The sequence below is a fragment of the Microbulbifer maximicatervae (SeqCode) genome (assembly GCF_052466985.1).
In genome coordinates this window covers 3,525,381-3,551,056 of record NZ_CP174298.1, presented here as the reverse complement: position 1 = coordinate 3,551,056, position 25,676 = coordinate 3,525,381, and the positions used below count along the sequence as shown (strand labels likewise).

Below are 25,676 nucleotides of genomic sequence, written 5' to 3'. Positions count from 1 at the left end.
TCAAACCCTCATAACCCACGGAAAAGATAAGAAAAAATGGGAATTTTCCCTTTTCTGAGCAAAGGCCCCAAGGCCATGTTGGGACTCGATATTAGCTCTACTGCGGTCAAGTTGCTGGAGCTAAGTCGCAACGGCGACAAATATCGTGTCGAAAGTTACGCCGTGGAACCTCTCCCACCCAATGCCGTAGTTGATAAGAATATCAATGATGTGGGGGCGACGGCTGAGGCTATCCGCAAAGTTGTACGACGCTCCAAGACGCGCTTGCGCGAAGCGGCCGTTGCAGTGTCTGGATCAGCGGTGATCACCAAGACCCTCGAAATGCCAGCGGACCTTAGTGATGAAGCTCTGGAAGCCCAAATAGCATTTGAGGCCGGTCAATATATTCCTTATCCGCTAGAGGAGGTTAGCCTGGATTTTGAGGTGCAGGGACCTTCCACAAAGGGGGAGGGGCAGGTGGAGGTTCTGCTAGCTGCATGTCGCACAGAGAATATTGAGCAGAGAATCTCAGCGCTCGGAGAGGCAGATCTTGAGCCCAGTGTCGTTGATGTAGAAGCATATGCCGTAGAGAGAGCCTACACACTATTGGAAGATCAGCTGCCTCCGCAGGAGCAATTGGTCGTTGCCGTTATTGATATCGGGGCAACGATGAGTGCCCTGTCTGTTCTTGTGGATGGTAAGACCGTGTATACCCGTGAGCAGCTTTTTGGCGGGCGCCAGCTTACCGATGAGATTCAACGCCGCTATGGCCTCTCAGCTGAGGAAGCTGCTTTAGCGAAACGTCAAGGGGGCAGTGGTTTGCCGGATGACTACTTTGCCGAGGTGTTGGAGCCTTTCCGTGACGCTGTTGTACAGCAGGTAACTCGTTCTCTGCAATTCTTTTACTCCTCCACGTCCTACAGCGATGTGGATTTTATCCTGCTCGGTGGTGGTGTTGCCGCAATGGAGGGAGTTGACGAATTAATCGGTGAAAAATTGGGCAGGCCGACTTTAGTTGCTAATCCATTTTTGCGAATGAGCGTCTCCTCAAAGATCAATCAGCAAGCTCTGGTGAGTGAGGCTCCATCATTGATGATCGCTACTGGTTTGGCTATGAGGGAGAAGGACTACTGAAATGGCAAAAATTAACCTTCTCCCCTGGCGTCAGGAATACCGAGCACAAAAGCAAAAAGAGTTCCAGCAGCTAGCGCTATTGGTATTTATTGCAGCTGCGGCAGCTATGTTTTCGTGGAAGAAAACCGCTGATCTGCAAGTTATCGAGCAAGGTGAGAGAAACCAAATTCTACAAGCCCGAATCAGTGAATTAAATGTTCAGGTGAGAGAAATAAAGGACCTGAAAAAGCGTCGTCAAGAGCTGATTGATCGGATGCGGGTCATTCAGGAATTGCAGGGGAATCGACCTCTTGCCGTCCGTTATTTTGATGAAATAGTACAGGCAACTCCTGAGGGGCTATGGCTAAGTGAGATGAAAAGAGAAGGAGATCGGCTGGACTTATTTGGGGTAGCAGAGTCTAACAACCGAGTCTCCTCTTTTATGCGAAATTTAGACCACTCAGATTGGTATGAAGCCCCTCAATTAACGGGTGTAACCGCAACTCCGCAATACGGAGAACAGGCGAGTGAGTTCCAGCTTACGGTGAAAGTCAGTGGGCGCAAGCAAGAAGATGATAAAGATAGCGCAAAATAGTAAAGGATTTCAGTCATGTCACTGGCAGATACTGTAAGACAGCTTAATGATATCGATATTAATGATATCGATCTAACACGGATAGGCGTTTGGCCATTATCTGGACGAATCGCTGTACTTGTATTTAGTGCAGTAGTGATCATTGGTGCTGGCTATTACTTCCTAATAAAAGATATTTATAACAAACTTGATATAGCTCAAAATCAAGAAAAAGAGCTGTTTGTTCAATTTGAGGCAAAGCAATTTGAAGCAGCGAATCTTGATGCTTATCGGGATCAGTTAGCTGAGATGGAGGAAACTTTTGGTACGTTATTGAAACAGTTGCCAAAAGATACTGAAGTCCCGGGGCTACTTGACGATATTGACGAGTATGGCCGAGGCAGTGGCCTAACAATCAATAAGGTTGACTTGGAACAAGAGCGCATTGGTGAATTTTATGTGGAACTCCCTATTCGAATAGAGGTTCAAGGAGGCTATCACGAGTTAGGATCTTTCATCAGTGGAATAGCGGGTATGCCTAGGATTGTAACCCTTCATGATTTCGAAATTGCCACTGAGCGTGGCGATGGGGGAGTGCTTAATATGATTATTAACGCAAAAACCTACCGATATAAGGATCAGAGTGAAGAGGAATGATTAAATATCTGCCTATACTGGGTGCCTTGTCTTTCCTTTCAGGTTGCAGTTTGAATAGTGATCACGGTGATTTGCGTGAAAGAATGGCTGAAATTGAACGTAAGCCCAAAGGACAAATTGAGCCCATCCCGATTTTTACTCCTTACAGTCCTTATGTCTACACTGCTACTGCAAGGCGGAGTCCTTTTACTCGCCCGATATTGGAGTCTGAGCAGCGAATAGTTGGACGAAAATTAGATATTGCCCCAGATCTGACACGCCAACGTGAATTACTAGAAGGGATTAATATTGATCTCTTGTCGATGGTCGGTAGCTTAGCCCGTGAAGGCCAAATTTGGGCACTGATTAATGATGGTGCTGGTGGAATTCATCGGATTACTGTGGGCAATTACCTGGGTAAAAATCATGGTCGCGTCGTTAATGCGACAAGTACTCAGCTTGATATTCTTGAAATTATACCGGATGGCACCGGCGGCTGGATTGAGAGGCCACGGGCACTGGCGTTGGAAGAGAGGGACAACGGATAATGAACAATAAATGGTTCGCCTTTTTTATGGCTCGGATCCAGTTGCTGCTACTTGGTTTATTACTTCTTTCTGTAAATTCCAATGCTCAAGTAAACCAACTAAATGATATACAGTTTGCTGAACTGCCTGGTGGGAGAGTTCAGCTACGTTTGACCTTTAATGATGCTCCCCCCGAGCCTACAGGTTACACGATAGAGCAGCCGGCACGAATTGTTTTGGATTTTGCTGGTGTCGAAAGTATTTTACCGCAAAAAAAATACTCATTAGGTATTGGTGCAGCTAGAAGTGCAGTAATCGTCACTAGTGAAGATCGTACCCGCCTTATCGTAAACCTTGACCAACTTCCCGTTTATTCCAGTGAGCGACAGGGTAATCAGTTGGTCATGGAAATTGGTGCAGAGTCTTCTGAAAGCCCGACTCCAGTGCCAAATACGGTTGAGCATGATAGTGGTTTAAACCTCGGTGGTGAAAAACAATTTCAAACCACAGGCAGTATTGCTGTGAGCAATGTAGATTTTCGCCGTGGTGATGAAGGTGAAGGAAAGGTTATTGTTAGCCTTACTGACCCAGCTGTTAATATCGATGTTGAGCGTACTAATGGTAAGATTTACTTGACATTCCTGGGCGCTGATTTGCCTGAAACATTGCGCCAGAGGCTGGACGTTACAGACTTTGCTACTCCAGTAAATAACATTACCGTTGATTATGATGGGCGTAACACTGTAATTGCTGTGGACCCCAGCGATATCGAATACGATTATTTAGCCTACCAGGCTGATACTGAGTATGTGTTGAGTGTTAAGCCTTTGTCCGCTCAAGAAATTCGTGAGAAAGAAAATGAATTTCAATTCAATGGGAAAAAGCTTTCTCTTAACTTCCAGGACATTGAAGTGCGCTCTGTTTTACAGGTGATTGCTGACTTTACTGATCTTAATTTAGTGGCAAGTGATACCGTACAAGGTCGAATAACATTGCGCCTTGATGGAGTTCCGTGGGATCAGGCTTTGGCCCTTATTTTAAAGGCGAAAGGGCTAGATAAGCGCCAGGAAGGCAGTGTAATTATGGTTGCGCCAGCAGCTGAAATTGCTGAAAGAGAGCGGCAAGAGCTTGAGACTCGCAAACAATTGGAAGAGCTGGCTCCTCTACGTACGGAATTCATTAGCGTTCGTTATGCGGATGCGGGTGAAATTTTCAACTTGTTCTCTGGGCAAGGTGGTGCAGAGGGAGTTACTGGAGGCAGCGGCGGGGCGGCTAATCAGCAGATGAGCATTCTTTCACCTCGCGGTAGCGCCATTGTTGATGAACGAACAAACACTATCATTCTCACTGATACAGAAGACAAAATCGCCCAGTTCCGTGAGTTGATTGAGGTGATTGATATTCCTATTCGACAAGTCATGATTGAGGCTCGCATTGTTACTGCTAATAGTGATTTTCAGCAGGAACTTGGCGTTGAGTGGGATTTTGCGGATGGTACTTCGATTGGTGATGATGCTCGAGGTTTAGGTGCCGGTAGCATTTCCCTTGAAGAGGATACCACTCTGGATGCCTTGGTCAGAGAGTTCGACCCTTTGTTAGTGGACCTCGGTGTTAGTAATCCTGCAGGTAGTATTGCTTATTCGATTATTAAAGAAGACTTCTATCTGAATCTTGAGCTTTCTGCACTTGAGGATGTAGGGGTAGCAGAAATTGTCTCACAGCCAAAAGTTGTTACTGGTGATAAACAGGAAGCTATTATTCAGTCGGGTATTGAGATCCCTTATCTAGAGGCAACTTCTTCTGGAGCGGCTTCAATTACTTTCCGAGAGGCTGTATTGGAGCTTAAGGTGACTCCGCAAATTACTCCAGATAACAATATTATTATGAGTTTGAACCTCGAACAAAATAGTGTGGGTGAGTACGTTACTGTCGGCGGTGGAGAGGTTCCTTCCATCAATGTAAATACTTTGGCAACCAAGGTTTTGGTTCGCAATGGTGAAACAATTGTCCTGGGCGGAGTATTTGAAAGTAGCGCTATTGAGGGTGAAACAAAAATTCCCCTACTGGGTGACATTCCATATATTGGCAACCTATTCAAAAAGACTATACGCACGGACGATAAACGTGAGATCCTGATGTTTATCACACCGCGTATTCTTGAAGACGAGGCTTTCTACTCTAAGTGATCACCCGCTCTATTTTCCTGGTCGGCCCCATGGGGGCCGGCAAGTCTACAATCGGTAGGTTGTTGGCAGCGCAATTGCAGCTGCCTTTTGCCGATACCGACAAAGTGCTCGAAGAGCGCACTGGTGCGGATATTCCCTGGATTTTTGATGTGGAAGGCGAAGCCGGATTTCGCCGTCGTGAGAGTGAAATATTGGAAGAGCTCTGCCAGGGTGAGTGCCAGGTTATCGGTACCGGCGGCGGAATAGTTTTGCTCGAGGAGAATCGACGCCAGCTACAAAAATATGGCCATGTAGTTTATTTGCAGGCCAATATCGATCAGCTCTTGGAGCGCACTTCTAAGAATACCAATCGCCCGTTGCTTCGTGTACCCAACCCCCGTCAGCGTATTGCGGAAATTTTGCAGGAACGCGAGCCTCTGTATCGTGAGGTTGCAGATATTATTTGCGACACCAATGACCTCTCCCCCAAACAAGCATCCCTCCTGGTCGCAGAACACTTAGGCAGCCTGCTGTCCGATTAGTCCCAAGCGTCTGTGCTAAAGTGCGTCTCACTTCTGTTGAGATAAGCACTAGGGGATTGAGAGCAGTATGCAAAGCCTTAACGTAGAACTCGGCGAGCGTAGTTATCCGATAATTATTGGTTCAGGTTTGCTCGGTGACCCGCAATATATCCTCCCTTACATTAAAGGCCGGCAAGTTTGCATTGTTACCAATGAAACTATTGCTCCTCTTTATTTGGCGACATTATTGGAAGGGCTAAAAGGGCTCGATAAAGTGGATGTTGTCGAGCTTCCCGATGGTGAAGCTTTTAAATCACTCGACACAGTGAATCGAATTTTTGATGTGCTGCTGGAAAAGCGTCACAACCGCACTACGACACTAATCGCGTTGGGCGGTGGTGTCGTTGGAGATATGTGCGGTTTTGCTGCAGCCTGTTATCAGCGCGGGGTTAACTTTATTCAGGTACCGACTACCCTGCTGTCTTTGGTTGACTCCTCTGTTGGGGGAAAGACCGGCGTTAACCATCCCCTTGGTAAAAATATGATTGGCGCCTTCCACCAGCCCCGCCTTGTCCTCGCGGATACCGATACCCTTGCCACATTGCCTGCACGTGAATTTTCCGCAGGCCTCGCCGAGGTCATTAAATACGGGTTGATCTGTGACAGCCTATTCTTCGAATGGATCGAGGAGAATTTACAAAAGTTATTAACGAGGGAGCCCGCAGCACTGGCTTACGCTATTGAGCGCTGCTGCGCCGACAAGGCGGATGTTGTTGCCAGTGATGAGCGCGAGAGTGGTCGTAGGGCGATACTGAATCTTGGCCACACCTTCGGCCACGCCATTGAGGCAGTGCAGGGGTATGGCAGTTGGTTACACGGTGAGGCCGTTGCCGTCGGCATGGTTATGGCGCTGGAATTATCCAGATTGCGCGGAGATATCGATGCAGAGCTGGTGGAGCGATTGCGAGTGATGCTAGAGGCGGCTGATTTGCCGCAGCAGGCACCGCAGGGCATGACAACCGATGAATTCCTCCAAGTAATGCAGGTGGATAAGAAGGTGCTGGACGGAAAATTGCGTTTGGTACTGCTAAAGGCGCTGGGAGAAGCAATTATTGTCGATGATACCCCCAGAAAAATGATTATAAATGCACTGAAAAACTGTGGTGCTGAGTGATAACCCTGCTCTTATTGTCAAAATAATAGGACTGAGTACCAGAAAGGTTAGCTGCTAGAAGATAAGTTTGGTTTTGTTTGATTTGACAGACTAATACACTGCTAAAAGTTGAAAATGTAGTGTTGGACAAGTAATATTGCGCCCCCCCGAAAGGAAAGGCGGGGCAAAAAACCGCCAATAACAACAAAAAAAGCCCCAGCAGAGGGCTTTTTTTATCTCGGGATCTTTTTCCAAGGGACCGCAGGAGAGCGTAGCGCGAAGCTTAAAGTGACATTCGCCCATAACAGGCACTTCTTTTTTTTAAGCGCCAGTGGTCCCCCAATCGATAGCGACGAGGAATTCTATGGGTAGCAGTCTGTATCAGTTGGATGAGTTTAAGGACAACTGCGGTTTTGGTCTGATCGCTCATTTGCACGGTGTGGCAAGTCACAAGTTGGTGCAGACGGCCATCGAATCCCTCACTTGCATGACCCACCGGGGCGGTATTGCCGCCGATGGTAAAACCGGTGATGGTTGTGGTCTTTTGCTGCAAAAGCCGGATGCTTTCCTTCGCGCAGAAGCCAAGACCCTGTTTGGTGCTGAGCTGACAGCAACCTACGCAGTGGGGTCAATCATGCTCCCGCTGGATCACGCTGAGGCCGATAAAGCCCGACAAATTCTCGAAACTGAGTTGGAAGCTCAGGGCTTAAAGACCGTCGGCTGGCGCACCGTACCGACCAATCCGGAATGCCTTGGCCCCATTGCCCGGGATTGCCTGCCGCACTTTGAGCAGCTGCTGATCAACAATGCGGACGAGCCCCTTGGCGAGGCGAAATTCAATGCCCGTCTCTATGTGGCCCGTCGCAAAGCCGAGTTGCGCTTAAGTAGCGAAGTCTATATCGCCAGCCTTTCAACCAGTGTCCTCTCCTACAAGGGCCTGATGATTCCGGCTGATCTGCCCAAGTTTTTCCCAGAGCTGGCCGACCCGCGCCTGGAAACCGCGATCTGTGTTTTCCACCAGCGCTTCTCTACCAACACCATGCCCCGCTGGCCCCTGGCCCAGCCATTCCGCTTGCTGGCGCACAATGGTGAGATCAACACTATTACCGGCAACCGCAACTGGTCTGTTGCCCGCACCAGTAAATTTGCCACTGACCTGATTCCAGAGCTGAATGAGCTGGTGCCCCTGGTTAACCGTGAGGGTTCCGACTCCTCCAGCCTGGACAACATGCTGGAGATGCTGTTGGCGGGCGGCATGGAGCTGCACCGGGCCGTGCGCATGCTAGTGCCGCCGGCCTGGCAAAATGTTGAAGGAATGGATGCGGACCTGCGCGCCTTTTACGAATATATCTCCATGCATATGGAGCCCTGGGATGGGCCGGCTGGATTGGTGATGACCGACGGCCGCTACGCAGTGTGTACCCTGGACCGCAACGGCTTGCGTCCCTCGCGCTGGGTGATTACCAAGGATGACCTGATCACTGTGGCCTCCGAAGTGGGCGTGTACGACTATGCCCCTGAAGATGTTGTAGCTAAGGGCCGCCTCGGACCGGGGCAGATGCTGTCGGTGGACACCCAAGAGGGCAAGCTCTACCACACCGCTGACATCGATAATATGCTCAAGCGGGCACAGCCCTATAAGCGTTGGCTCAAGGATAAAGCACGCCGTATCCGCTCTACTTTGGTTACCGCGCCGGTGGACAACAACTTCTCCCACCAGCAATTCAAGGTCTACCAAAAGCTGTTCAGCTCCTCCCTGGAAGAGCGCGATAAAGTCGTCCGGCCCATGGCTGAAGCGGGCCAGGAAGCGGTCGGTTCAATGGGCGATGATACGCCGATGGCGGTTTTGTCCCGCTACAACCGCTCGCTCTACGACTATTTCCGCCAGCAGTTTGCCCAGGTAACCAACCCGCCAATTGACCCCCTGCGGGAAACCGTGGTGATGTCCCTGGAAACCTGCCTGGGTCGAGAGAAATCCGTATTTGAGGAAACCCCCGAGCACGCGGATCGGGTGATCCTGTCTTCGCCAGTACTTTCCCATATGAAGTACACGGCACTCTTATCCCTAGATCGCCCGGGCTTCGAAGCGGAGATCTTCGACCTGAACTACGACCCCACTGAATTGGATCTCAAGTCGGCGATTGAACAGCTCTGCGCCAAAGTTGAGGCCTCAGTTCGGGCGGGGGCTGTGATTGTAGTGCTGTCCGATCGCGATATTCGCGAGGGGCACTTGCCAATCGATGCACTGCTGGCGACAGGCGCGGTGCACCACCACCTGGTACATGCGGGCTTGCGCTGTGACTCCAATGTTGTGGTGGATACCGCCAGCGCCCGCGATGCACATCAGTTGGCCTGTTTGGTTGGTGTCGGTGCCACCGCAGTACACCCGTATTTCTCCTACAGCATTATCAATCACCTGATCGATACCGGTGAATTGCTGCTGGATGCCGCTGAGGCGCAGAAAAATTACCGCAACGGCATTATCAAGGGCCTGTTAAAGATCCTGTCCAAGATGGGCATTTCCACCGTTGCCTCTTATCGCGGCGCACTGCTATTCGAGCTGGTGGGTATTTCCAAGGATGTGGTGGACCTGTGTTTCCCCGGAGCGCCCACTCGCATTGAAGGTGCCGGCTTCCCCGAGCTGCAAGCCGATATGGCGGCCCGCTCTGAAATTGCCTGGAAAGCCCGCAAACCGGTTTCCCCCGGCGGCCTGCACAAGTTTGTCTACGGCCAGGAGTATCACGCTTTTAACCCGGATGTGGTGACTACCCTGCGGCGCGCTGCCAGCACCGGTGACTATGCCGCGTGGCGGGACTACGCGGAGCTGGTTAACCAGCGCCCGGTGGCGACATTGCGGGACATGCTGGACTTCAAGGAGAACATCGAACCGGTAGCTCTGGAAGATGTGGAGCCGGCAGAGCAGATTTTGCGTCGCTTTGATACGGCGGCCATGTCCCTGGGGGCCCTGTCCCCCGAAGCCCATGAATCCCTGGCCCAAGCGATGAATCGCCTGGGTGGGCGTTCAAACAGTGGCGAGGGCGGTGAAGATCCTGCCCGTTTTGGCACTGATAAAGTCTCCAAGATTAAGCAAATTGCCTCCGGTCGTTTTGGCGTAACACCGCACTACCTGGTAAATGCAGAGGTATTGCAAATTAAGGTAGCCCAGGGCGCCAAGCCCGGTGAAGGCGGTCAGTTGCCCGGTGGCAAGGTCAACGAACTGATCGCGCGGCTGCGCTATTCGGTGCCCGGCGTGACCCTGATTTCCCCGCCGCCACATCACGATATCTATTCCATCGAAGACTTGGCGCAGCTGATCTACGACCTCAAACAGGTCAATCCGGATGCTTTGGTCTCGGTAAAACTGGTATCGCGGCCCGGGGTTGGCACCATTGCTGCGGGTGTTGCCAAAGCCTATGCGGATTTGATCACCATCTCCGGCTACGACGGCGGCACAGCAGCCAGCCCAATTACCTCGATTCGCTATGCCGGGTCGCCCTGGGAGCTGGGATTGGCGGAAACCCACCAGACCTTGCGTGCCAATGATCTGCGCGGCAAGGTTCGGGTACAAACCGATGGGGGGCTGAAAACCGGCCTCGATGTGATTAAGGCGGCAATTCTCGGTGCAGAGAGCTTCGGCTTTGGAACGGCACCCATGGTGGCGATCGGCTGTAAGTATCTGCGCATCTGTCATCTGAATAACTGTGCCACCGGTATCGCCACCCAGAAGAAGGACCTGCGTGACGAGCACTATATCGGCACCGCAGAAATGGCGATGAACTTCTTCCGTTTTGTCGCCGAGGAGACCCGCGAGTGGATGGCCAAGCTCGGGGTGCGCAGCCTGGAAGAGTTGGTGGGGCGTGTGGACTTGCTGCGCGTACTGGATGGCGAAACTGACAAGCAGAAAAAGCTGGATCTCGCGCCTCTATTACATACGGATGAGCTGTTGGACAGCAAGCCGCAAACCTGTCAGTCCGCGACGAATGATCCGTGGGATAAGGGTGAACTGGCGGAGCGGATGGTGGCGGATATCCTGCCTACCATCGAAGGCTTTAAAGGTGGCGAGTTCAGCTACGACGTGACCAACTGTGACCGATCCCTGGGGGCGCGCCTGTCTGGTGAGATCGCCAAGCGCTACGGTAACCAGGGCATGGTTGAAGCTCCGGTGAAACTGCACCTCAAAGGGGTCGCCGGCCAGTCATTCGGTGTGTGGAATGCCGGTGGTTTGGATATGTATCTGGATGGCGATGCCAACGACTATGTGGGTAAGGGCATGGCCGGCGGCAAGCTGGTTATACGACCGCCGCAAGGTAGCTCATTCGCCTCCCAGGAAACCAGTATTGTCGGCAATACCTGTCTCTACGGTGCCACTGGCGGCAAGTTATTTGCGGCGGGTTGTGCCGGTGAGCGCTTCGCCGTGCGTAACTCCGGTGCCTTTGCGGTAGTCGAAGGGGCTGGAGATCACTGCTGTGAATATATGACCGGGGGTATGGTCGCGGTTCTCGGGCGCACCGGATTTAACTTCGGCGCCGGTATGACCGGTGGTTTCGCCTATGTCCTGGATATGGAGCGGGATTTCTTCGATCGCTGCAACCATGAGTTGATCGAGCTGCGCCGAATCAGCAGCGAAATTCTCGAGCCACACCAGAGTCACCTGCGCGAAGTTATCGAAGAGTATGCGGCGGAGACCCAGAGCGCCTGGGGCGCCGAGTTATTGGATAACTTCGATGATTACTTGAGCCGTTTCTGGCTGGTTAAACCAAAGGCGGCGAGCCTTGCAGATCTTCTTTCCGACGTGCGCAAGCGCGGCGAATAAAGGCGGGGTGGAGAAACAGTATGAAAGACAGACTGAACAACGACTTCCAGTTTATCGACGTAAGTCGCATCGATCCGCCGAAGAAGGACATCATCACCCGCACCGGCGAGTTTGTTGAAATTTATGAGCCTTTCAGCGAGCGACAGGTGGCCAGCCAGGCGCACCGCTGCCTGGATTGTGGCAACCCCTATTGCGAATGGAAGTGCCCGGTACACAACTACATTCCCAACTGGTTGAAGCTGATCAGCGAGGGCAATGTGATTGAGGCAGCTGAACTCTGCCACGAAACCAATACACTGCCGGAAGTCTGTGGCCGGGTGTGCCCCCAGGACCGCCTCTGTGAGGGCGCATGTACCCTCAATGATGGCTTTGGTGCGGTCACTATCGGCAATGCGGAAAAGTACATTACTGATACAGCCTTCGCCCTGGGTTGGCGTCCAGACTTAAGCCATGTTGAGAAAACGGGTAAGCGAGTAGCGGTGATTGGTGCCGGCCCGGCTGGTCTGGGCTGCGCTGATATTTTGGTGCGTAATGGCGTGCAGCCGGTGGTGTTCGACAAGCACCCGGAGATTGGCGGCTTGATTACTTTTGGTATTCCCGAGTTTAAGCTGGAAAAGTCGGTAATGCAGCAGCGCCGGGAAGTGTTTACTGAGATGGGTGTTGAGTTCTGTCTCAATACTGAGGTGGGTAAGGACATCAGTTTTGAGCAGCTGCTCAATGACTACGATGCTGTCTTTATGGGGATGGGCACTTACAACTACATGAGAGGTGGCTTCCCCGGTGAAGATCTGCCCGGTGTTCACGATGCTTTGCCATTCCTGATTGCCAACGTAAATCGCAATATGGGCTGGGAGCGCGATGCTTCCGAATTTGTTTCGGTTGAGGGCAAGCGCGTGGTGGTTCTCGGTGGTGGTGATACCGCCATGGACTGTAACCGCAGCTCGATTCGATTGGGTGCTAAGAGCGTAACCTGTGCCTACCGCCGCGATGAGGAAAATATGCCCGGCTCACGTCGGGAAGTGGCCAATGCCAAGGAAGAGGGCGTACAGTTCCTGTTCAATCGCCAGCCGGTTGAGATCGTTGGAGATGGCAAGGTGGCCGGGGTTAAAGTGGTCACTACGGAGCTCGGTGAGCCCGATGAAAACGGCCGCCGTCGCCCTCAGGTGGTGCCCGGTTCTGAAGAAATTATCCCGGCGGATATTGTTCTGGTGGCCTTTGGCTTCCGTCCCAGCCCGGCAGAGTGGTTTCCGCAGCACAATATTGAAGTTGCCGACTGGGGTGGTGTCGTCGCTCCAGAAAAACAAAAATACAAATTCCAGACCTCCAATGAGAAGGTGTTTGCCGGCGGTGATATGGTGCGCGGCTCCGACCTGGTAGTGACCGCTATCTGGGAAGGGCGCCAGGCCGGTGAAGGTATCCTCGATTACCTGGATATTTAATCGTTTCTGATTTGCAGTGGGGGCACGGTCCCTCACTGCCCAATTATTCCGTGCACATTTGTGCCAGTCCCAATAGGCACCTCGCAATATCTTTGCCACCCTGTGTATAGCGGCCAAGCCCCTGTACAATGCCCGTTTTTTTAGCCCGCTCGGTGTGCCTATGTCTGATACCAAACCGTCCGAATTGAAAAACGACCGCTTTCTTCGCGCCCTTCTGCGCCAGCCAGTGGATCGAACGCCTGTATGGATGATGCGACAGGCGGGGCGCTACCTGCCGGAATATCGAGCCAGCCGCGCCGAAGCCGGCAGCTTTATGGATCTGTGCCGCAATACTGAGCTGGCCTGTGAGGTAACGCTGCAACCCCTGGAGCGCTACCCGCTGGATGCCGCTATTCTGTTTTCCGACATCCTGACTATTCCCGATGCCATGGGCCTGGGTCTCTATTTCTCTGAAGGAGAGGGCCCCAAGTTCCACAAGCCCCTGCGAACGGCGGCCGATATCGAAGCCCTGGAAGTGGTGAACAGCGAAAAGGATTTGGACTATGTGATGAATGCGGTGTCCACCATTCGCCGCGAGTTGAATGGTCGCGTGCCACTTATCGGCTTCTCCGGCAGCCCCTGGACGTTGGCGACTTATATGGTTGAAGGTGGCTCCAGCAAGGATTTTGCCCGCTGTAAGGAAATGCTCTACAACCGCCCTGAGCTGATGCACCAGTTACTCACGGTGCTGGCCGACTCTGTTACCGATTACTTGAACGCCCAGATTCGCGCTGGTGCCCAGGCCGTACAGATCTTTGATACCTGGGGCGGGGCACTCAGCCACAGTGCTTACCGTGAATTCTCCCTGAAATATATGCAGAGAATTCTCCAGGGGCTGATTAAAGAAGTCGACGGTCGTCGAGTGCCGGCCATCCTGTTCACTAAGGGAGGCGGTCAGTGGTTGGAAGCAATGGCTGATACTGGCGCTGACGCCCTGGGCTTGGATTGGACTACAGACATTGGCAGCGCCCGCGCCCGAGTGGGAGACAAGGTGGCTCTGCAAGGCAACTTGGACCCTGCTGTTCTCTATGCGAGTCCCGAACGAATTCGCACAGAAGTGGCGGCTGTTTTGAAGTCTTTTGGTCAAGGTAGTGGCCACGTTTTCAATTTAGGTCACGGAATTACCCCGAAGGTAGATCCCAAACATGCCGGAGCCATGATTGAAGCTGTGGTAGAGCTGTCAGCCCAATATCACGCCTAAACTAGCCACTGATCTCTGAGTCTGTGAATACAGTCTCACTTTGGGCGGGTGAACCTTAATATCTCTCCATGATATAAAGGTGAGCTTGCCCAGAGGACCGAGGATCTTACGCCACGGGGTCTTTCAGGGCAGCGTTTTAGCGTTAACTACAGTTGTTGGCACCTTCCCCAGTGGCAATCGAACAAGCAAAAATTTCTGTCGGTGATTTACAGCGCGGCATGTTCGTCTCCAAGCTCGACCGGCCTTGGACACGAACCCCATTTGCGCTGCAGGGTTTTTATATCCGCGATTTGGAAGAAATCCGCCAGCTACAGAAATACTGCCGGTTTGTTTATGTCGATGTCCACAAAACTGTCGGTAGTGCCGGTGTTACCCTGCGTCGATTGCTCGGAGGCAGCGACATTTCCGCAAGGGGTCGTTCTTCTGGCCGCACAGCGGTCACTATCCCTTGTAAGCCTGTCACTGTTTCCCATAAAAAATACCCCCCTCCGCAGCCGGCGCAGCGAGAAGCCAGTAACGCGCGTAAGCTTCACGGCCAGATCCTCTATGGTATGAGTGAAGTGATGGGGCTTGTTGCTAACAACAGGCCCATACCGATACAGCAGGTCAACCAAGTCGTTGAGGATTTAGTAGAAAGTGTGCTGCGCAGTCCCGATGCGTTTGCCTGGCTGGCTCGTGTACGAGATAAGGATGAGCACACTTATAGTCACTCGGTACGTGCCAGTATTTGGGCGGTGCTATTCGGCCGCCATATCGGTCTTTCACGCAGTGATTTACTAAAGCTCGGGGTGGCTACTCTGCTGAAGGATGTAGGCAAGCTGGCTATCGACGGGGAAGTGCTGCAGATGAAGCAGCGCGATCCGCGCAGTGAATTGGAGTATCGAAAGTTTGTGCAGCACAGCGTCAAGATGCTGTCGGCAGACCCACAAATAGATCCGAAGGTTATCGAAGTCATTAGTGCCCACTGCGAGCGCCACGATGGTAGTGGTTACCCTGAGGGCTTGCGCGGTGACAGGATTTCAGTGTTGGCGCGCATGTGCGGAATAGTGACTTTCTATGATGAAGCCACTAACCCTAGAGGTTCCAGTGAGCCGGTAGCGCCATCCCGGGCAGTTGCCAAGTTGTATGACCTGCGGGGTATCGCTTACCAGGAACAGTTGGTAGTGGAGTTCATTCAGGCTATTGGCCTCTATCCCACGGGTACCCAGGTAGAGTTGTCCACCGGAGAAGTCGGCGTGGTGGTGGAACAGACTTACGACCGGCGCTTGCGACCAAAGGTAATGATCGTTCTCGATGGGCAAAAACAAACGCTCAGCAGGCCTCGCCTGTGTGACTTGGCTGAAGTTGAGGATCGAGAACAGAAGCTTATCGAGCGTGGCAAGATGAGTGTCGAGGAAAAGGTCAGTATCCTCAGGGATATAGAGCCCGGAGCTTACCCCCAGGTGGATGCGGCGAATATTCGCGACAATTATTTATTCCGCGGTGGCCGACTGGGGCAGCTGCTGACGCGCCTGACAAAATAAATGCTCTCTTTTTCAGAGGCGGCAGTGAAAACTGCCGCTGTCCCTTACTAATATCAGTCCTTGCCGGATAATAAATTACCGAAATGCTCACCCATGCGCACGGGCGACTCGGCTTCAAGCTGGTCGAGCCAGCTCACCTGGTCTGCGCCAAATAGCATAATGACGGTAGAGCCCAGCTTAAAGCGTCCCATCTCCTCACCTTTCTCCAGGTGAATGGGTGCCTTATCCAGATAATCCGTGCTGATGACTTTGCGCTGGATAGGAGCGACTTGTCCGGCCCAAACGGTTTCGATACCGGCGACAATCATTGCACCCACCAGAATCATTGCCATGGGGCCTGCTTCCGTATCGAATACACAGACTAGGCGCTCATTGCGAGCGAACAGGCGCGGAACGTTTTCTGCCGTTACCGTATTTACAGAGAAAAGCTGCCCGGGCACATAGGTCATGCTGCGCAGGGTGCCTGCCATGGGCATATGCACCCGGTGGTAATCCTTCGGTGACAGATACACAGTGGCGAAGTGTCCGTCATTAAATTGCGCCGCTACCTTGGGATCACCGCCCACCAGTTCAACCAGGCTGTAGTCGTGACCTTTAGCCTGGAAAATACGGCCGTTATGGATCTGGCCCAGCTGGCTGATGGCGCCGTCGGCAGGGCTGGCAAGGGTGTGTTGCCCTTCGACAATGGGGCGGGCTCCGTCCACCAGTTCGCGGGTAAAGAATTCATTGAAGGTGCGGTAGGCAGTGCAGTCGCTCTCTTTGGCCTCCTGCATATCTACACCGTACTTCTCAACAAACCAGCGGGTGAAAGGATCTTTGATCCACTTGAGCTCTGTATTCGCCAACCAGCCGGCAGCGCGGGAGAGTGCATGTTGCGGCGTTAGGTATTGCAGGGCGGCAAAAAGTTTAGGGTTCATAAATCTACGTCTTTTCTCAATGTATCTACTGCTGTACCGGAGTATTGGGCAAATTGCCCCACTCACTCCAGGAGCCTGGATAAGCGCGAATATCCAATCCCAGGGACTTGCCCACTAACCAGGTAAAAGCGGAGCGGTGATGGCTTTGGCAGTGGGTGACAATCTTGTGTGAGCTATCAATTCCCAGTGCAGCGAGGAATTCGCGGGCATCCGCTCTAATGCGCAGATCTTTTTGCGGGTCCATCAATTGGGTCCACTCGCAATTGATTGCTCCCGGGATATGACCGCCCTTCATGGCCAGGACCCGCTCACCGCGATATTCCTGGGGGGAGCGAGCATCCCAAACTAGGAATTCATCATTGCCCAGTTGATCCTGGATTTGCTGGGCGTCCATCGCAGCTGTGCTGTTGACGGTGATTTGAATATCACTCGGCTCAATATCCGGTGCCTCGGTAGTGAGAGGAAGGCCGGCGCCTCGCCAGGCCAACATGCCACCATTCAAGTAGCTGTAATTGCGGTGGCCTATCATTTCCAAGGTCCACAAAAAGCGCCCAGCCCAACCGCCACCTTCGTCGTCACAGGCGACCACATGTTGTTCCGGCTTCAAGCCGATAGCTTGAAAAATCTGGGTCAGCTGTTCGATACCGGGAAGTTTGCCTGGTGCGGGCGCGGTGCCAGCCATCAGCGCCTGGAACGGCAGATGAATAGCACCTGGAATATGACCGTTGAGGTAATTGTGGGGTGAGCTGAGGTCTACAATCAGCAGTTCTTCGCGCTCAAGCTGAGTCGCGAGTTCTTCCGCTTCGATGATCAGTTTCAAAACTTGTTCTCCGATTCCAGGCTGTTGCGCAAATGCAGAAAACTATTCATGCGGCGCTCGCTAATTTTTCCATCGGTCAGAGCCTCCTGGATAGCGCAACCGGGTTCGCCCTGGTGACGGCAGTCGCGAAAGCGGCAGTGTCCTATAAATGGTCGGAATTCGACAAAACCTTCCAATAGGGCGGACTCCTCCATATGCCAGAGTCCAAACTCGCGAATCCCGGGGGAGTCTATCAGATCACCCCCACTGGGCAGGTGAAACAGTTCCGCCGCTGTAGTGGTGTGAGTCCCCTTTTGGGTTGCCTCTGACAAGGCACCGGTGCGGGCGCCGGCACTGGGAAGCAGAGCGTTGACCAGGGATGACTTGCCCACCCCGGACTGCCCTACAAAAACGCTACATCCCTGCGCAAGGGTTTCCAGCAGCTCCGGCAGGCCCTCGCCAGTTTTGGTGGATAACCGTAAAACCGGATAGCCGAGCTCCGGGTAGGGGGCGAGTAGCTCCTCCAATGAATCGCGATTGCGTTCATCGATCAGGTCGGTTTTGTTGAGCAGCAGCATGGGTGCTATGCCGGTGGTCTCTGCGGCTACCAGGTAGCGGTCTATGGCATTGGCAAAAGGTTCGGGGTAAGGGGCGATAACGATCAATATGCGATCGATATTGGCTGCGACAGTTTTGAGGTCGCCGTAGCGATCGGGTCTTTGCAGCTCGGAATTGCGCGGCAGGCGCGCGCCGATAACACCAATGCCCCCATCGCTGTCTTCGCTGGCAGGGTGCCAGGCAACGCGATCGCCGGTCACCAGGGTTTCGATATTGGCGCGCAAATGGCAGCGCTGGCGCAGGCTCGGATCACTCTCGCTCTCCACTAAAACCTGTGTGCCATAGTTGGCAATAACCAGACCGATCTGTTCCTGCCCCAGTTGCCCCTCTTCCAGGGCCTCTTCGGCAGATTGCTCGCGCTTGCGGGCGCGGGCTTCGCGTTCCTGCTGGATTTTGTTGATACGCCACTGTTGGCGGCGATTTAATTTGCGTTTACTCATGCACTAGCACCTGGAGACTAGCGGCGGATTATAGCTATTGCAGGGTAGTTGCGGTAACTTGCGCGGAAAGTTTGAGGAGACCCGTTGTGGATCAGAACAACCTGATCTGGATTGACCTGGAGATGACAGGCCTGAATCCGGACAAAGAGCGCATTATTGAAATTGCCACAATCGTGACGGATTCACGCCTGGAGATTCTCGCCGAGGGTCCCTCAATGGTCATCCACCAGAGCGATGCCTTGCTAGATGCAATGGATGAATGGAATACCGAACAGCACGGTGGTTCCGGGCTGGTAACGCGGGTTAAAGAGTCCAGTATTTCCGAAAGGGACGCGGAAAGGGAGACCCTGGAGTTCTTGCGACAGTGGGTCCCTGAGGGAGCATCTCCCATGTGTGGCAACTCTATCGGCCAGGATCGCCGCTTCCTGGTGAAATATATGCCGGAGTTGGAATCCTATTTCCACTACCGAAACCTGGATGTCAGCTCGGTGAAGGAATTGGCTCGTCGCTGGCGCCCAGAGGTTTTGGATGGAGTTAAAAAACACAGCAGCCATTTGGCGCTCGACGATATCCGCGATTCTATTGAGGAATTGCGCCACTACCGCGAGACTTTTTTCCGCCTCTGACCCCCACTCCCAATTAGCCAGCGGGCTTGCGTTTGATTTTACGCTTGCGCCTGCGCCCGCTGCGCAACCGCTCCAGCGCCCAATCGATATGCTCCAGCACCAGGGGCGTGGCGTCGACGCGCGCACTCTCCAGGGTGTTGATGACTTCGGGCGTGGCCTCCCCATTGCCCAGGGCTACAGCCAGGTTGCGCAGCCAGCGCTCGTGGCCGATTCGGCGAATCGCCGAACCCTCAGTCTTGCGCAGGAACTCCTCTTCGCTCCAGGTAAACAACTTCAGTAGCTCACCATTGTCCAGTCCGTGTCGGGGATGAAAATCTTTTTCCTTGGTGGGCTTGGCGAACTTATTCCAAGGGCACACTATTTGGCAGTCGTCGCAGCCGTATATCCGGTTGCCGATGGGCTCGCGAAATTCCTCAGGGATTGGGCCTTTGTTTTCAATAGTGAGGTAGGAGATGCAGCGCCGCGCATCCAGGGTGCGGTCATCGATAAAGGCATCGGTGGGGCAAACCCTGAGGCAGGCGACACAGTCGCCACACTGATCATGCTCCTCGCTGATATCTATGGGGAGTGGCAAGTTGGTGTAGATTTCGCCGAGGAAAAAGTAAGAGCCGGCGGTCGAGTTGAGTACCAGCGTATTTTTACCAATCCAGCCCAGGCCGGCCTTAGCTGCCAGGGCCTTCTCCATCACCGGGGCGCTGTCAGTAAAAGCCCGACCTTTCGATTCAATGCCCCGCTCGGCGCAATAGGTATCAATTTGCTTTGATAGATTGGCCAGGCGTTTGCGGATCAACTTGTGGTAATCGCGGCCATTCGCATAGCGGGATACATAGGCTTTACTCGCATCTTTCAGCACTTTAATCGGCTGGGTGTCCGGCGGCAGGTAGTCCAGACGCACGCTGATTACCCGCAGTGTTCCCGGCTCCAATAACTCGGGGCGCCAGCGTTTCTCACCGTGAGCGCCCATCCAGTCCATGTCAGCGTGATAGCCCGCATCAATCCAGGCGCGCAGGCGTTCCCCTTCATCCTCCAGCTGGCAATCGGTAATACCCACTTGTTGGAAGCCCAGTTCTCTGCCCCAAATTTTGATCTGTTGGGCTAAGTCGGCGAGCAGTGATTCGGTCATAGATAAAGCGGCTCGATATTCCCTGCAAGCACAATGCCTGGCCGGGGCGGTATACTTTGCGATTGGCGCAAACGATGGCGATGTAATTGCCTATTTTGCCACAGATGAATTCTTGACCACATCGCGGGAGCTGCATGGACACGCCTCAACCTCTATACAGTGCCGAGTCGGTACGTGAGCTGGATCGACAGACGATTGCTGCACTGGAAATCCCCTCCATTCAACTGATGAAGCGCGCCGGTCGCGCGGCTTTTTCACATCTAGGCAGGCGCTGGCCGGAGATCAGCCGCCTCCAGGTTTTCTGCGGTGGTGGGAACAACGGTGGGGATGGCTATGTGATTGCCGCCCTCGCCGCGCAAAAGAAAATCCCGGTCACCGTCTATGCGTGTACCGATCCTCAGCACCTGAGTGGCGATGCCCGGGAGGCCTATGAGTACGCCTGCCGGGAAGGTGTCCAGGTGGTGAACTCTCTCGCAGAGTTGGATACGGCAGACGCCAATACACTGATTGTGGATGCATTGCTGGGAACGGGCTTTAGCGGTGAGCTGCGCTCCGGCGTGGCGCATGCGGTTGAGCGAATCCGCAAAAGCCCCGGCCCGGTGTTGGCGGTGGATATCCCCTCCGGTCTGAGTGCCGATACCGGCAGTGCCGGCGAGGCGGTCAGTGCCGATATGACAGTGACTTTTATCGGTCGCAAAATGGGGCTCTACTGCGGTCGCGGCCCGGCACTCTGCGGAGAAGTAATTTTCGAAGGCTTGGGGGCACCTGAGGCTGCCTACCGAGCAGTTGAGCCTTTGGTTATGCGATACGAGGCTGATGCCATCCGTCGCCTGCCAGCACGTGCCGCCGATAGCTTTAAAAACCAGTTTGGCCATATTTTGGTTGTCGGCGGTGATACCGGATTTGGCGGTGCCGCATTGATGGCTGCGCAATCCTCAGCGCGCTGTGGGGCCGGGCTGATTTCCCTGGCGACCCGCCCTGAGCATTTGTCCGCAGCGTTAACTCGCAGTCCGGAAGTGATGGCCCACCCGGTGATTTCCGGGCAGGAACTGGAACCGCTGCTCGAAGGCCCCAGCGTGATTGCAGTGGGTCCCGGTTTGGGACGCTCCCCCTGGAGTGAGCAGCTTCTGGCGCGAGCCGGCCGAGCTGAAGCGCCCTTGGTCGTAGATGCCGATGCATTGAATATTCTCGCCGAGGGCCGGGTTCTGGCCGGGGTCCGGCGGGATGACTGGGTGTTGACCCCACATGTGGGGGAGGCCGCCCGCCTCCTGGGTTGTGATACCGCCGAGGTGCTCGTCGATCCGCGCGCAGCTGCTATTGCAGTTCAGCAAAAATTCAGTGGCGTGGTGATATTAAAAGGCGCCGGCACCCTGATTGCACATGATGGTGGTGTTGACCTGATCAACAGCGGTAACCCGGGCATGGCTTCCGGTGGTATGGGAGACCTCCTCACCGGTATTGTTGCAGCATTGATTGGCCAGCACTTGCCGCTGGTGGAGGCTGCCCGACTGGCGGTGTGGTTACACGGAGAGGCGGGTAATCGCGCTGCCGAAGAGGGTATGCGGGGATTACTCGCTACGGACTTATTGCCCTGGATTAGACGTTTGGTAGATTGATGGCGAGTGAATTCAAATTACATTTGGCTGATGAAGCAGCCACCGTATCCGGCGGCAACTTGCTCGGGCAGGCCTGTCTCGCGGCGGGCCTGCAACAGGGGCTGACGCTGTATTTAAATGGCCAGCTGGGTGCGGGAAAGACAACTTTCTGTCGGGGGGTACTGAGGGCCTTTGGGCACGAGGGTGCGGTAAAGAGCCCCACTTACACCCTGGTGGAACCCTACGAACTCGAGGCTCACCGGGTTTACCACTTCGACCTCTATCGTCTGGGTGACCCGGAAGAGTTGGAGTTTATGGGGGTGCGGGATTATTTCTCTGCGCAGAGTTTGAGTCTTGTAGAGTGGCCCGAGCGGGGCGAGGGCATATTGCCCGATCCAGACTTGGAAGTTGAGCTGGAAGTACCGGAAAGTGGTCGCCAGCTCAGGTTAATTGCGCACTCGCCCGAGGGTGAGCGCGTAATAGACCTGCTGCAAAAGCTGCTGCGAGCATCCTGAAAACGCCTGAACACAGGGAAATACTGATACCAATAAGCAAAGGGGCTGAGAAGTAATGAGTTTTATGTGGCGGTCTCTGTTAGTTGTCGCGCTGTGGCTGGCAGCTTTCCTGCCGGCTTCTGCGACGCAAGTGGAAGGTGTGCGCGTCTGGAGAGCACCCGACCATACGCGTCTGGTTTTTGATTTAAGCGACCCGGCAGAGCACAAGTTATTTACCCTCAAGGACCCCCACCGGGTGGTTGTCGACCTCTCTGATACCGAGTTGAAGGCTGAGCTGGACAAGTTGGATCTGGACAAGACGCCGATCGCCCGGGTGCGCCATGCCCGTCAGAATAAAAAAGATCTACGGGTTGTATTGGACCTAAAGCAGCAGGCCAATCCGCGCAGCTTTGCTTTGCGGCGCCATGAAAACCTGCCGGATCGATTGGTGATCGACCTTTATGACGAGGTTAAAGGCAGCGAGAAGACGCTGGAGCAGGTCAGTAGTGAACGCAATATCATTGTCGCTATTGATGCAGGGCACGGCGGGGAAGACCCCGGGGCTTCCGGTCCCGGTCGCTTGCGGGAAAAGGATGTAGTGCTGGCGATTGCCAAACAGCTGCACAAAAAGATAAACGGTGAGAAGGGCTTTACTGCCAAACTGGTGCGCACAGGGGATTACTATATCCCTCTGCGGGAACGGGTAAAAATTGGGCGCAATATGCGTGCGGACCTTTTTGTGTCGATCCATGCCGATGCCTTTACCCGTAAAGATGCCCGTGGCGCTGGGGTCTACGCGGTCTCCTCCCGGGGTGCAACCAGTGAAACCGCCCGCTTTTTAGCCGCGCGGGAAAACGAGTCCGACCTTATCGGTGGCGCCGGCAGTTTGAGTCTGGGCGATAAGGATGACACCCTGGCCGGCGTATTGCTCGACCTCTCTATGACTGCCACCATGAATGCCAGCCTGGATATCGGCGCCAGTGTGCTGTCACAGATTGGCACCGTCACTCACCTGCATAAAAAACAGGTGGAGCAGGCCAATTTCTCGGTGCTGCGTTCGCCGGATGTGCCTTCAATTTTGGTGGAGACGGGTTTTATTACCAATCCCCAGGAAGCGAAACGCCTGCGCGATCCCAGTTTCCAGCGCAAGCTGGCGCAAAAGCTCAGTGACGGTATAGTGGCGCACTTTAAGAGCCGTCCCCCGGCGGATACCTGGCTCGCCGCCAACCAGAGCGATAAATCTCGCAACCACGTTATCGCTCGCGGGGAGACCCTTTCGGGTATCGCGGCGCGATATAATATCTCCGTCGCCGCCCTGATGAGAGCGAATGGCATCAAGAACTCCGTGATTCGAGTGGGGCAGACCCTGAGTATTCCTTCCGGCTGAAACCTCAGTGTCGAGCGGTCCTTGCAGCATTAACAGGCCAGATTCATGCACGATAAAATCCAGCAACTCTCTCCCCGCCTTGCCAACCAGATTGCAGCTGGTGAGGTAGTTGAGCGCCCGGCATCAGTAATCAAGGAGTTGCTGGAAAACAGCCTGGATGCGGGCGCTACACGGCTAGAGGTCGATGTGGATGGCGGTGGTAGCAAGCGCATGAAAGTGCGCGATAACGGCAAGGGCATAGAGCGGGAAGACCTGCCAATGGCCCTGGCCCGCCACGCGACTTCCAAGATTCATGCATTGGAAGATCTGGAGGCGGTGGCCACCCTGGGCTTTCGCGGTGAGGCCCTCGCCAGTATTTCCTCGGTGGCGCGCCTGGCATTGACCAGCAGCCGCGATGAAAGTGGCAAGGGTTGGCAGGTAAGTGCGGAGGGCCGCGACATGCAGGCGCAGCTCGCGCCCTCGGCTCACCCCCGTGGCACCACGGTGGATGTGCGCGACCTGTTTTTCAATACGCCTGCTCGGCGGAAATTCCTGCGCACAGAAAAAACAGAATTCAATCGCATTGACGAGACGATTAAGCGTCTGGCGCTGTCCCGATTTGATGTCTCTATCAGCCTGCGCCACAACGGCAAGGGTGTGCATAATCTGCGCGCGGGCACCGGGCGGGTGGAAATGGAGCGCCGTGTGGCCCAGGTGTGTGGGCCGGCATTTATGCAGAATGCGCTGCATATCGATGTGGAGCGCAGCGGCCTTCGCCTGTGGGGGTGGGTTGCGGAGCCCGCATTCTCGCGCTCCCAGGCCGACTTACAATTCTTTTATGTCAATGGCCGGGCTATTCGCGACAAGGTGGTCAGCCACGCGGTGCGCCGGGCGTTCGCCGATGTTTTGTACCACGGTCGCCATCCGGCATTTGTACTTTACCTGGAGCTGGACCCAGCTTCCGTCGATGTGAATGTGCACCCGACCAAACACGAAGTGCGTTTTCGAGACAGTCGCCTGGTGCATGACTTCCTGTTTGGCAGTTTGCACCGGGCCCTGGCGGATGTGCGCCCGGGGCAGAAAGAGGAAACAGAAAGCGAGCCGGAGCAGGAGCGCCAGGAACAGGTCACGGGTTTAAAGGCCGGTGAATTTGCCGGGCAGCATAAAATGCCACTCAGCAATCGCCCCTCGCCCTCAAATCTGCGCGAGCAGATGAACGCTTACGGCGCTCTGCACCAACCGTATCAGGACTCATCCCCGGCGACACAACAGCCGCAGGATGCCCCTACCAGCCGGCCAGTGCCCCAAGCATCTTCCGGGACGACCATAGGGGCCGGTGCGGGCATTGAAAGCGAATCCGAAGTGCCGCCGCTGGGCTTTGCCCTGGCGCAGTTGCATGGAATCTATATTCTCGCGCAAAACGAGCACGGGATGGTTGTTGTCGATATGCACGCTGCCCATGAGCGCATTGTCTATGAGCAGATGAAAGTGGCTTATGCGGCCGGTGGAATCCAGGCTCAGCCCCTCCTGGTTCCAGTAAGCCTGGCTGTCAGCCAGCGGGAAGCGGACTGCTTCGAGGAGCGCAGCGAGGTGTTTACCGCGCTTGGTTTCGTGTTGCAGCGGGCTGGCCCGGAGACTTTGCTGGTGCGCCAGGTACCCACAATGCTACACGGCGCTGAAGTGGAACAGCTGGTGCGCGATGTACTCTCGGATCTGCTCGGCGAGGGCGACAGCGCCCGTATTGGTGAGCGTATCAACGAAGTGCTGGGGACAATGGCTTGTCACGGTTCTGTTCGCGCAAATCGACGTCTGACAATCCCGGAAATGAATGCTCTGTTGCGGGACATGGAACGCACGGAGCGCAGTGGCCAGTGCAACCACGGTCGCCCGACCTGGACCCAGGTTAAACTGGCAGATATGGATAAGTGGTTTATGCGCGGCCAATAGGTACGCGGCAGAAGTGGGTGGTAGTTTGAATAACAGCTTGCCGGGTGATAAGCCCCGTGTAATTTTCT

General features: G+C 54.2%; 20 protein-coding genes. 16 read left to right on the top strand and 4 right to left on the bottom strand.

The features are described 5' to 3' along the window. Positions 1 to 36 precede the first annotated feature (36 nt). The 11 genes from ACJJI3_RS15625 (at position 37) to ACJJI3_RS15575 (ending at position 15,683) form a co-directional block, all read left to right on the top strand. A complete protein-coding gene (locus ACJJI3_RS15625) occupies positions 37 to 1,113 on the top strand; it encodes a pilus assembly protein PilM (protein WP_444940220.1) in 1,077 nt (358 codons plus the stop codon). A 1-nt stretch (position 1,114) separates the two neighbouring features. Next, a complete protein-coding gene (locus tag ACJJI3_RS15620) occupies positions 1,115 to 1,687 on the top strand; it encodes a PilN domain-containing protein (protein ID WP_444934676.1) in 573 nt (190 codons plus the stop codon). Positions 1,688 to 1,702: 15 nt separating this feature from the next. Further along, positions 1,703 to 2,323 (top strand): type IV pilus inner membrane component PilO, encoded by a 621-nt coding sequence (locus ACJJI3_RS15615; protein ID WP_444940219.1) that lies wholly within the window; start codon positions 1,703 to 1,705, stop codon positions 2,321 to 2,323. Next, positions 2,320 to 2,850, top strand: coding sequence for a pilus assembly protein PilP (locus ACJJI3_RS15610; RefSeq protein WP_444940218.1), 531 nt, complete (start codon positions 2,320 to 2,322; stop codon positions 2,848 to 2,850). The genes ACJJI3_RS15615 and ACJJI3_RS15610 overlap by 4 nt, the downstream gene beginning before the upstream one ends. Beyond that, positions 2,850 to 5,015, top strand: coding sequence for a type IV pilus secretin PilQ (locus ACJJI3_RS15605; RefSeq protein ID WP_444940217.1), 2,166 nt, complete (start codon positions 2,850 to 2,852; stop codon positions 5,013 to 5,015). The genes ACJJI3_RS15610 and ACJJI3_RS15605 overlap by 1 nt, the downstream gene beginning before the upstream one ends. Next, a complete protein-coding gene (gene aroK / locus ACJJI3_RS15600; RefSeq protein WP_282934602.1) occupies positions 5,015 to 5,536 on the top strand; it encodes a shikimate kinase AroK in 522 nt (173 codons plus the stop codon). Before ACJJI3_RS15605 ends, aroK begins: the two co-directional genes overlap by 1 nt. A 67-nt stretch (positions 5,537 to 5,603) precedes the next feature. Next, a complete protein-coding gene (gene aroB / locus ACJJI3_RS15595; RefSeq protein WP_444940216.1) occupies positions 5,604 to 6,689 on the top strand; it encodes a 3-dehydroquinate synthase in 1,086 nt (361 codons plus the stop codon). Between the two features lie 343 nt (positions 6,690 to 7,032). After that, the gene (gene gltB, locus ACJJI3_RS15590; RefSeq protein WP_444940215.1) at positions 7,033 to 11,481 is read left to right on the top strand and encodes a glutamate synthase large subunit; all 4,449 of its coding nucleotides are present in this window, start codon (positions 7,033 to 7,035) and stop codon (positions 11,479 to 11,481) included. 20 nt (positions 11,482 to 11,501) lie between these two features. Then, a complete protein-coding gene (locus tag ACJJI3_RS15585) occupies positions 11,502 to 12,920 on the top strand; it encodes a glutamate synthase small subunit GltD family protein (RefSeq protein WP_282930294.1) in 1,419 nt (472 codons plus the stop codon). Positions 12,921 to 13,080: 160 nt separating this feature from the next. Next, complete coding sequence (hemE, locus tag ACJJI3_RS15580; RefSeq protein ID WP_108731435.1) at positions 13,081 to 14,160, top strand: uroporphyrinogen decarboxylase; 1,080 nt, start codon at positions 13,081 to 13,083, stop codon at positions 14,158 to 14,160. Between the two features lie 170 nt (positions 14,161 to 14,330). Further along, positions 14,331 to 15,683 (top strand): cyclic di-GMP phosphodiesterase, encoded by a 1,353-nt coding sequence (locus ACJJI3_RS15575; RefSeq protein ID WP_444926465.1) that lies wholly within the window; start codon positions 14,331 to 14,333, stop codon positions 15,681 to 15,683. Between the two features lie 53 nt (positions 15,684 to 15,736). Here the strand turns inward: ACJJI3_RS15575 and asd are convergent, their stop codons facing one another. Genes asd through rsgA form a run of 3 tightly spaced genes read right to left on the bottom strand, consistent with a single transcriptional unit; the run spans position 15,737 to position 18,457 of the window. Then, entirely contained in the window at positions 15,737 to 16,600 is an 864-nt protein-coding gene (asd, locus tag ACJJI3_RS15570; protein ID WP_413664088.1) for an archaetidylserine decarboxylase, read from the bottom strand. Between the two features lie 25 nt (positions 16,601 to 16,625). After that, entirely contained in the window at positions 16,626 to 17,420 is a 795-nt protein-coding gene (locus ACJJI3_RS15565) for a sulfurtransferase (protein WP_413664089.1), read from the bottom strand. Continuing rightward, entirely contained in the window at positions 17,417 to 18,457 is a 1,041-nt protein-coding gene (rsgA, locus tag ACJJI3_RS15560; RefSeq protein WP_413664090.1) for a small ribosomal subunit biogenesis GTPase RsgA, read from the bottom strand. The genes ACJJI3_RS15565 and rsgA overlap by 4 nt, the downstream gene beginning before the upstream one ends. Positions 18,458 to 18,543: 86 nt before the next feature. On the opposite strand from rsgA, the gene orn reads away from it, so the two are divergent. Then, positions 18,544 to 19,083: an oligoribonuclease gene (orn, locus tag ACJJI3_RS15555; protein ID WP_108731440.1), complete on the top strand. Its 540-nt coding sequence runs from the start codon at positions 18,544 to 18,546 to the stop codon at positions 19,081 to 19,083. 13 nt (positions 19,084 to 19,096) lie between these two features. Here orn and queG read toward each other — a convergent pair whose 3' ends face one another. Continuing rightward, positions 19,097 to 20,206 (bottom strand): tRNA epoxyqueuosine(34) reductase QueG, encoded by a 1,110-nt coding sequence (queG, locus tag ACJJI3_RS15550; protein ID WP_444940214.1) that lies wholly within the window; start codon positions 20,204 to 20,206, stop codon positions 19,097 to 19,099. A gap of 134 nt (positions 20,207 to 20,340) precedes the next feature. Between queG and ACJJI3_RS15545 the strand changes: the two genes are divergently transcribed. Genes ACJJI3_RS15545 through mutL form a run of 4 tightly spaced genes read left to right on the top strand, consistent with a single transcriptional unit; the run spans position 20,341 to position 25,608 of the window. Beyond that, complete coding sequence (locus tag ACJJI3_RS15545; protein ID WP_444940213.1) at positions 20,341 to 21,822, top strand: NAD(P)H-hydrate dehydratase; 1,482 nt, start codon at positions 20,341 to 20,343, stop codon at positions 21,820 to 21,822. Further along, entirely contained in the window at positions 21,822 to 22,316 is a 495-nt protein-coding gene (gene tsaE / locus ACJJI3_RS15540; RefSeq protein WP_413664094.1) for a tRNA (adenosine(37)-N6)-threonylcarbamoyltransferase complex ATPase subunit type 1 TsaE, read from the top strand. Before ACJJI3_RS15545 ends, tsaE begins: the two co-directional genes overlap by 1 nt. A 55-nt stretch (positions 22,317 to 22,371) precedes the next feature. Beyond that, positions 22,372 to 23,682 carry an N-acetylmuramoyl-L-alanine amidase gene (locus ACJJI3_RS15535; RefSeq protein ID WP_444940212.1) on the top strand — a complete coding sequence of 437 codons (1,311 nt, stop codon included), beginning with the start codon at positions 22,372 to 22,374 and terminating at the stop codon, positions 23,680 to 23,682. A gap of 45 nt (positions 23,683 to 23,727) precedes the next feature. Beyond that, a complete protein-coding gene (mutL, locus tag ACJJI3_RS15530; RefSeq protein WP_444940211.1) occupies positions 23,728 to 25,608 on the top strand; it encodes a DNA mismatch repair endonuclease MutL in 1,881 nt (626 codons plus the stop codon). Positions 25,609 to 25,676: the final 68 nt, after the last annotated feature.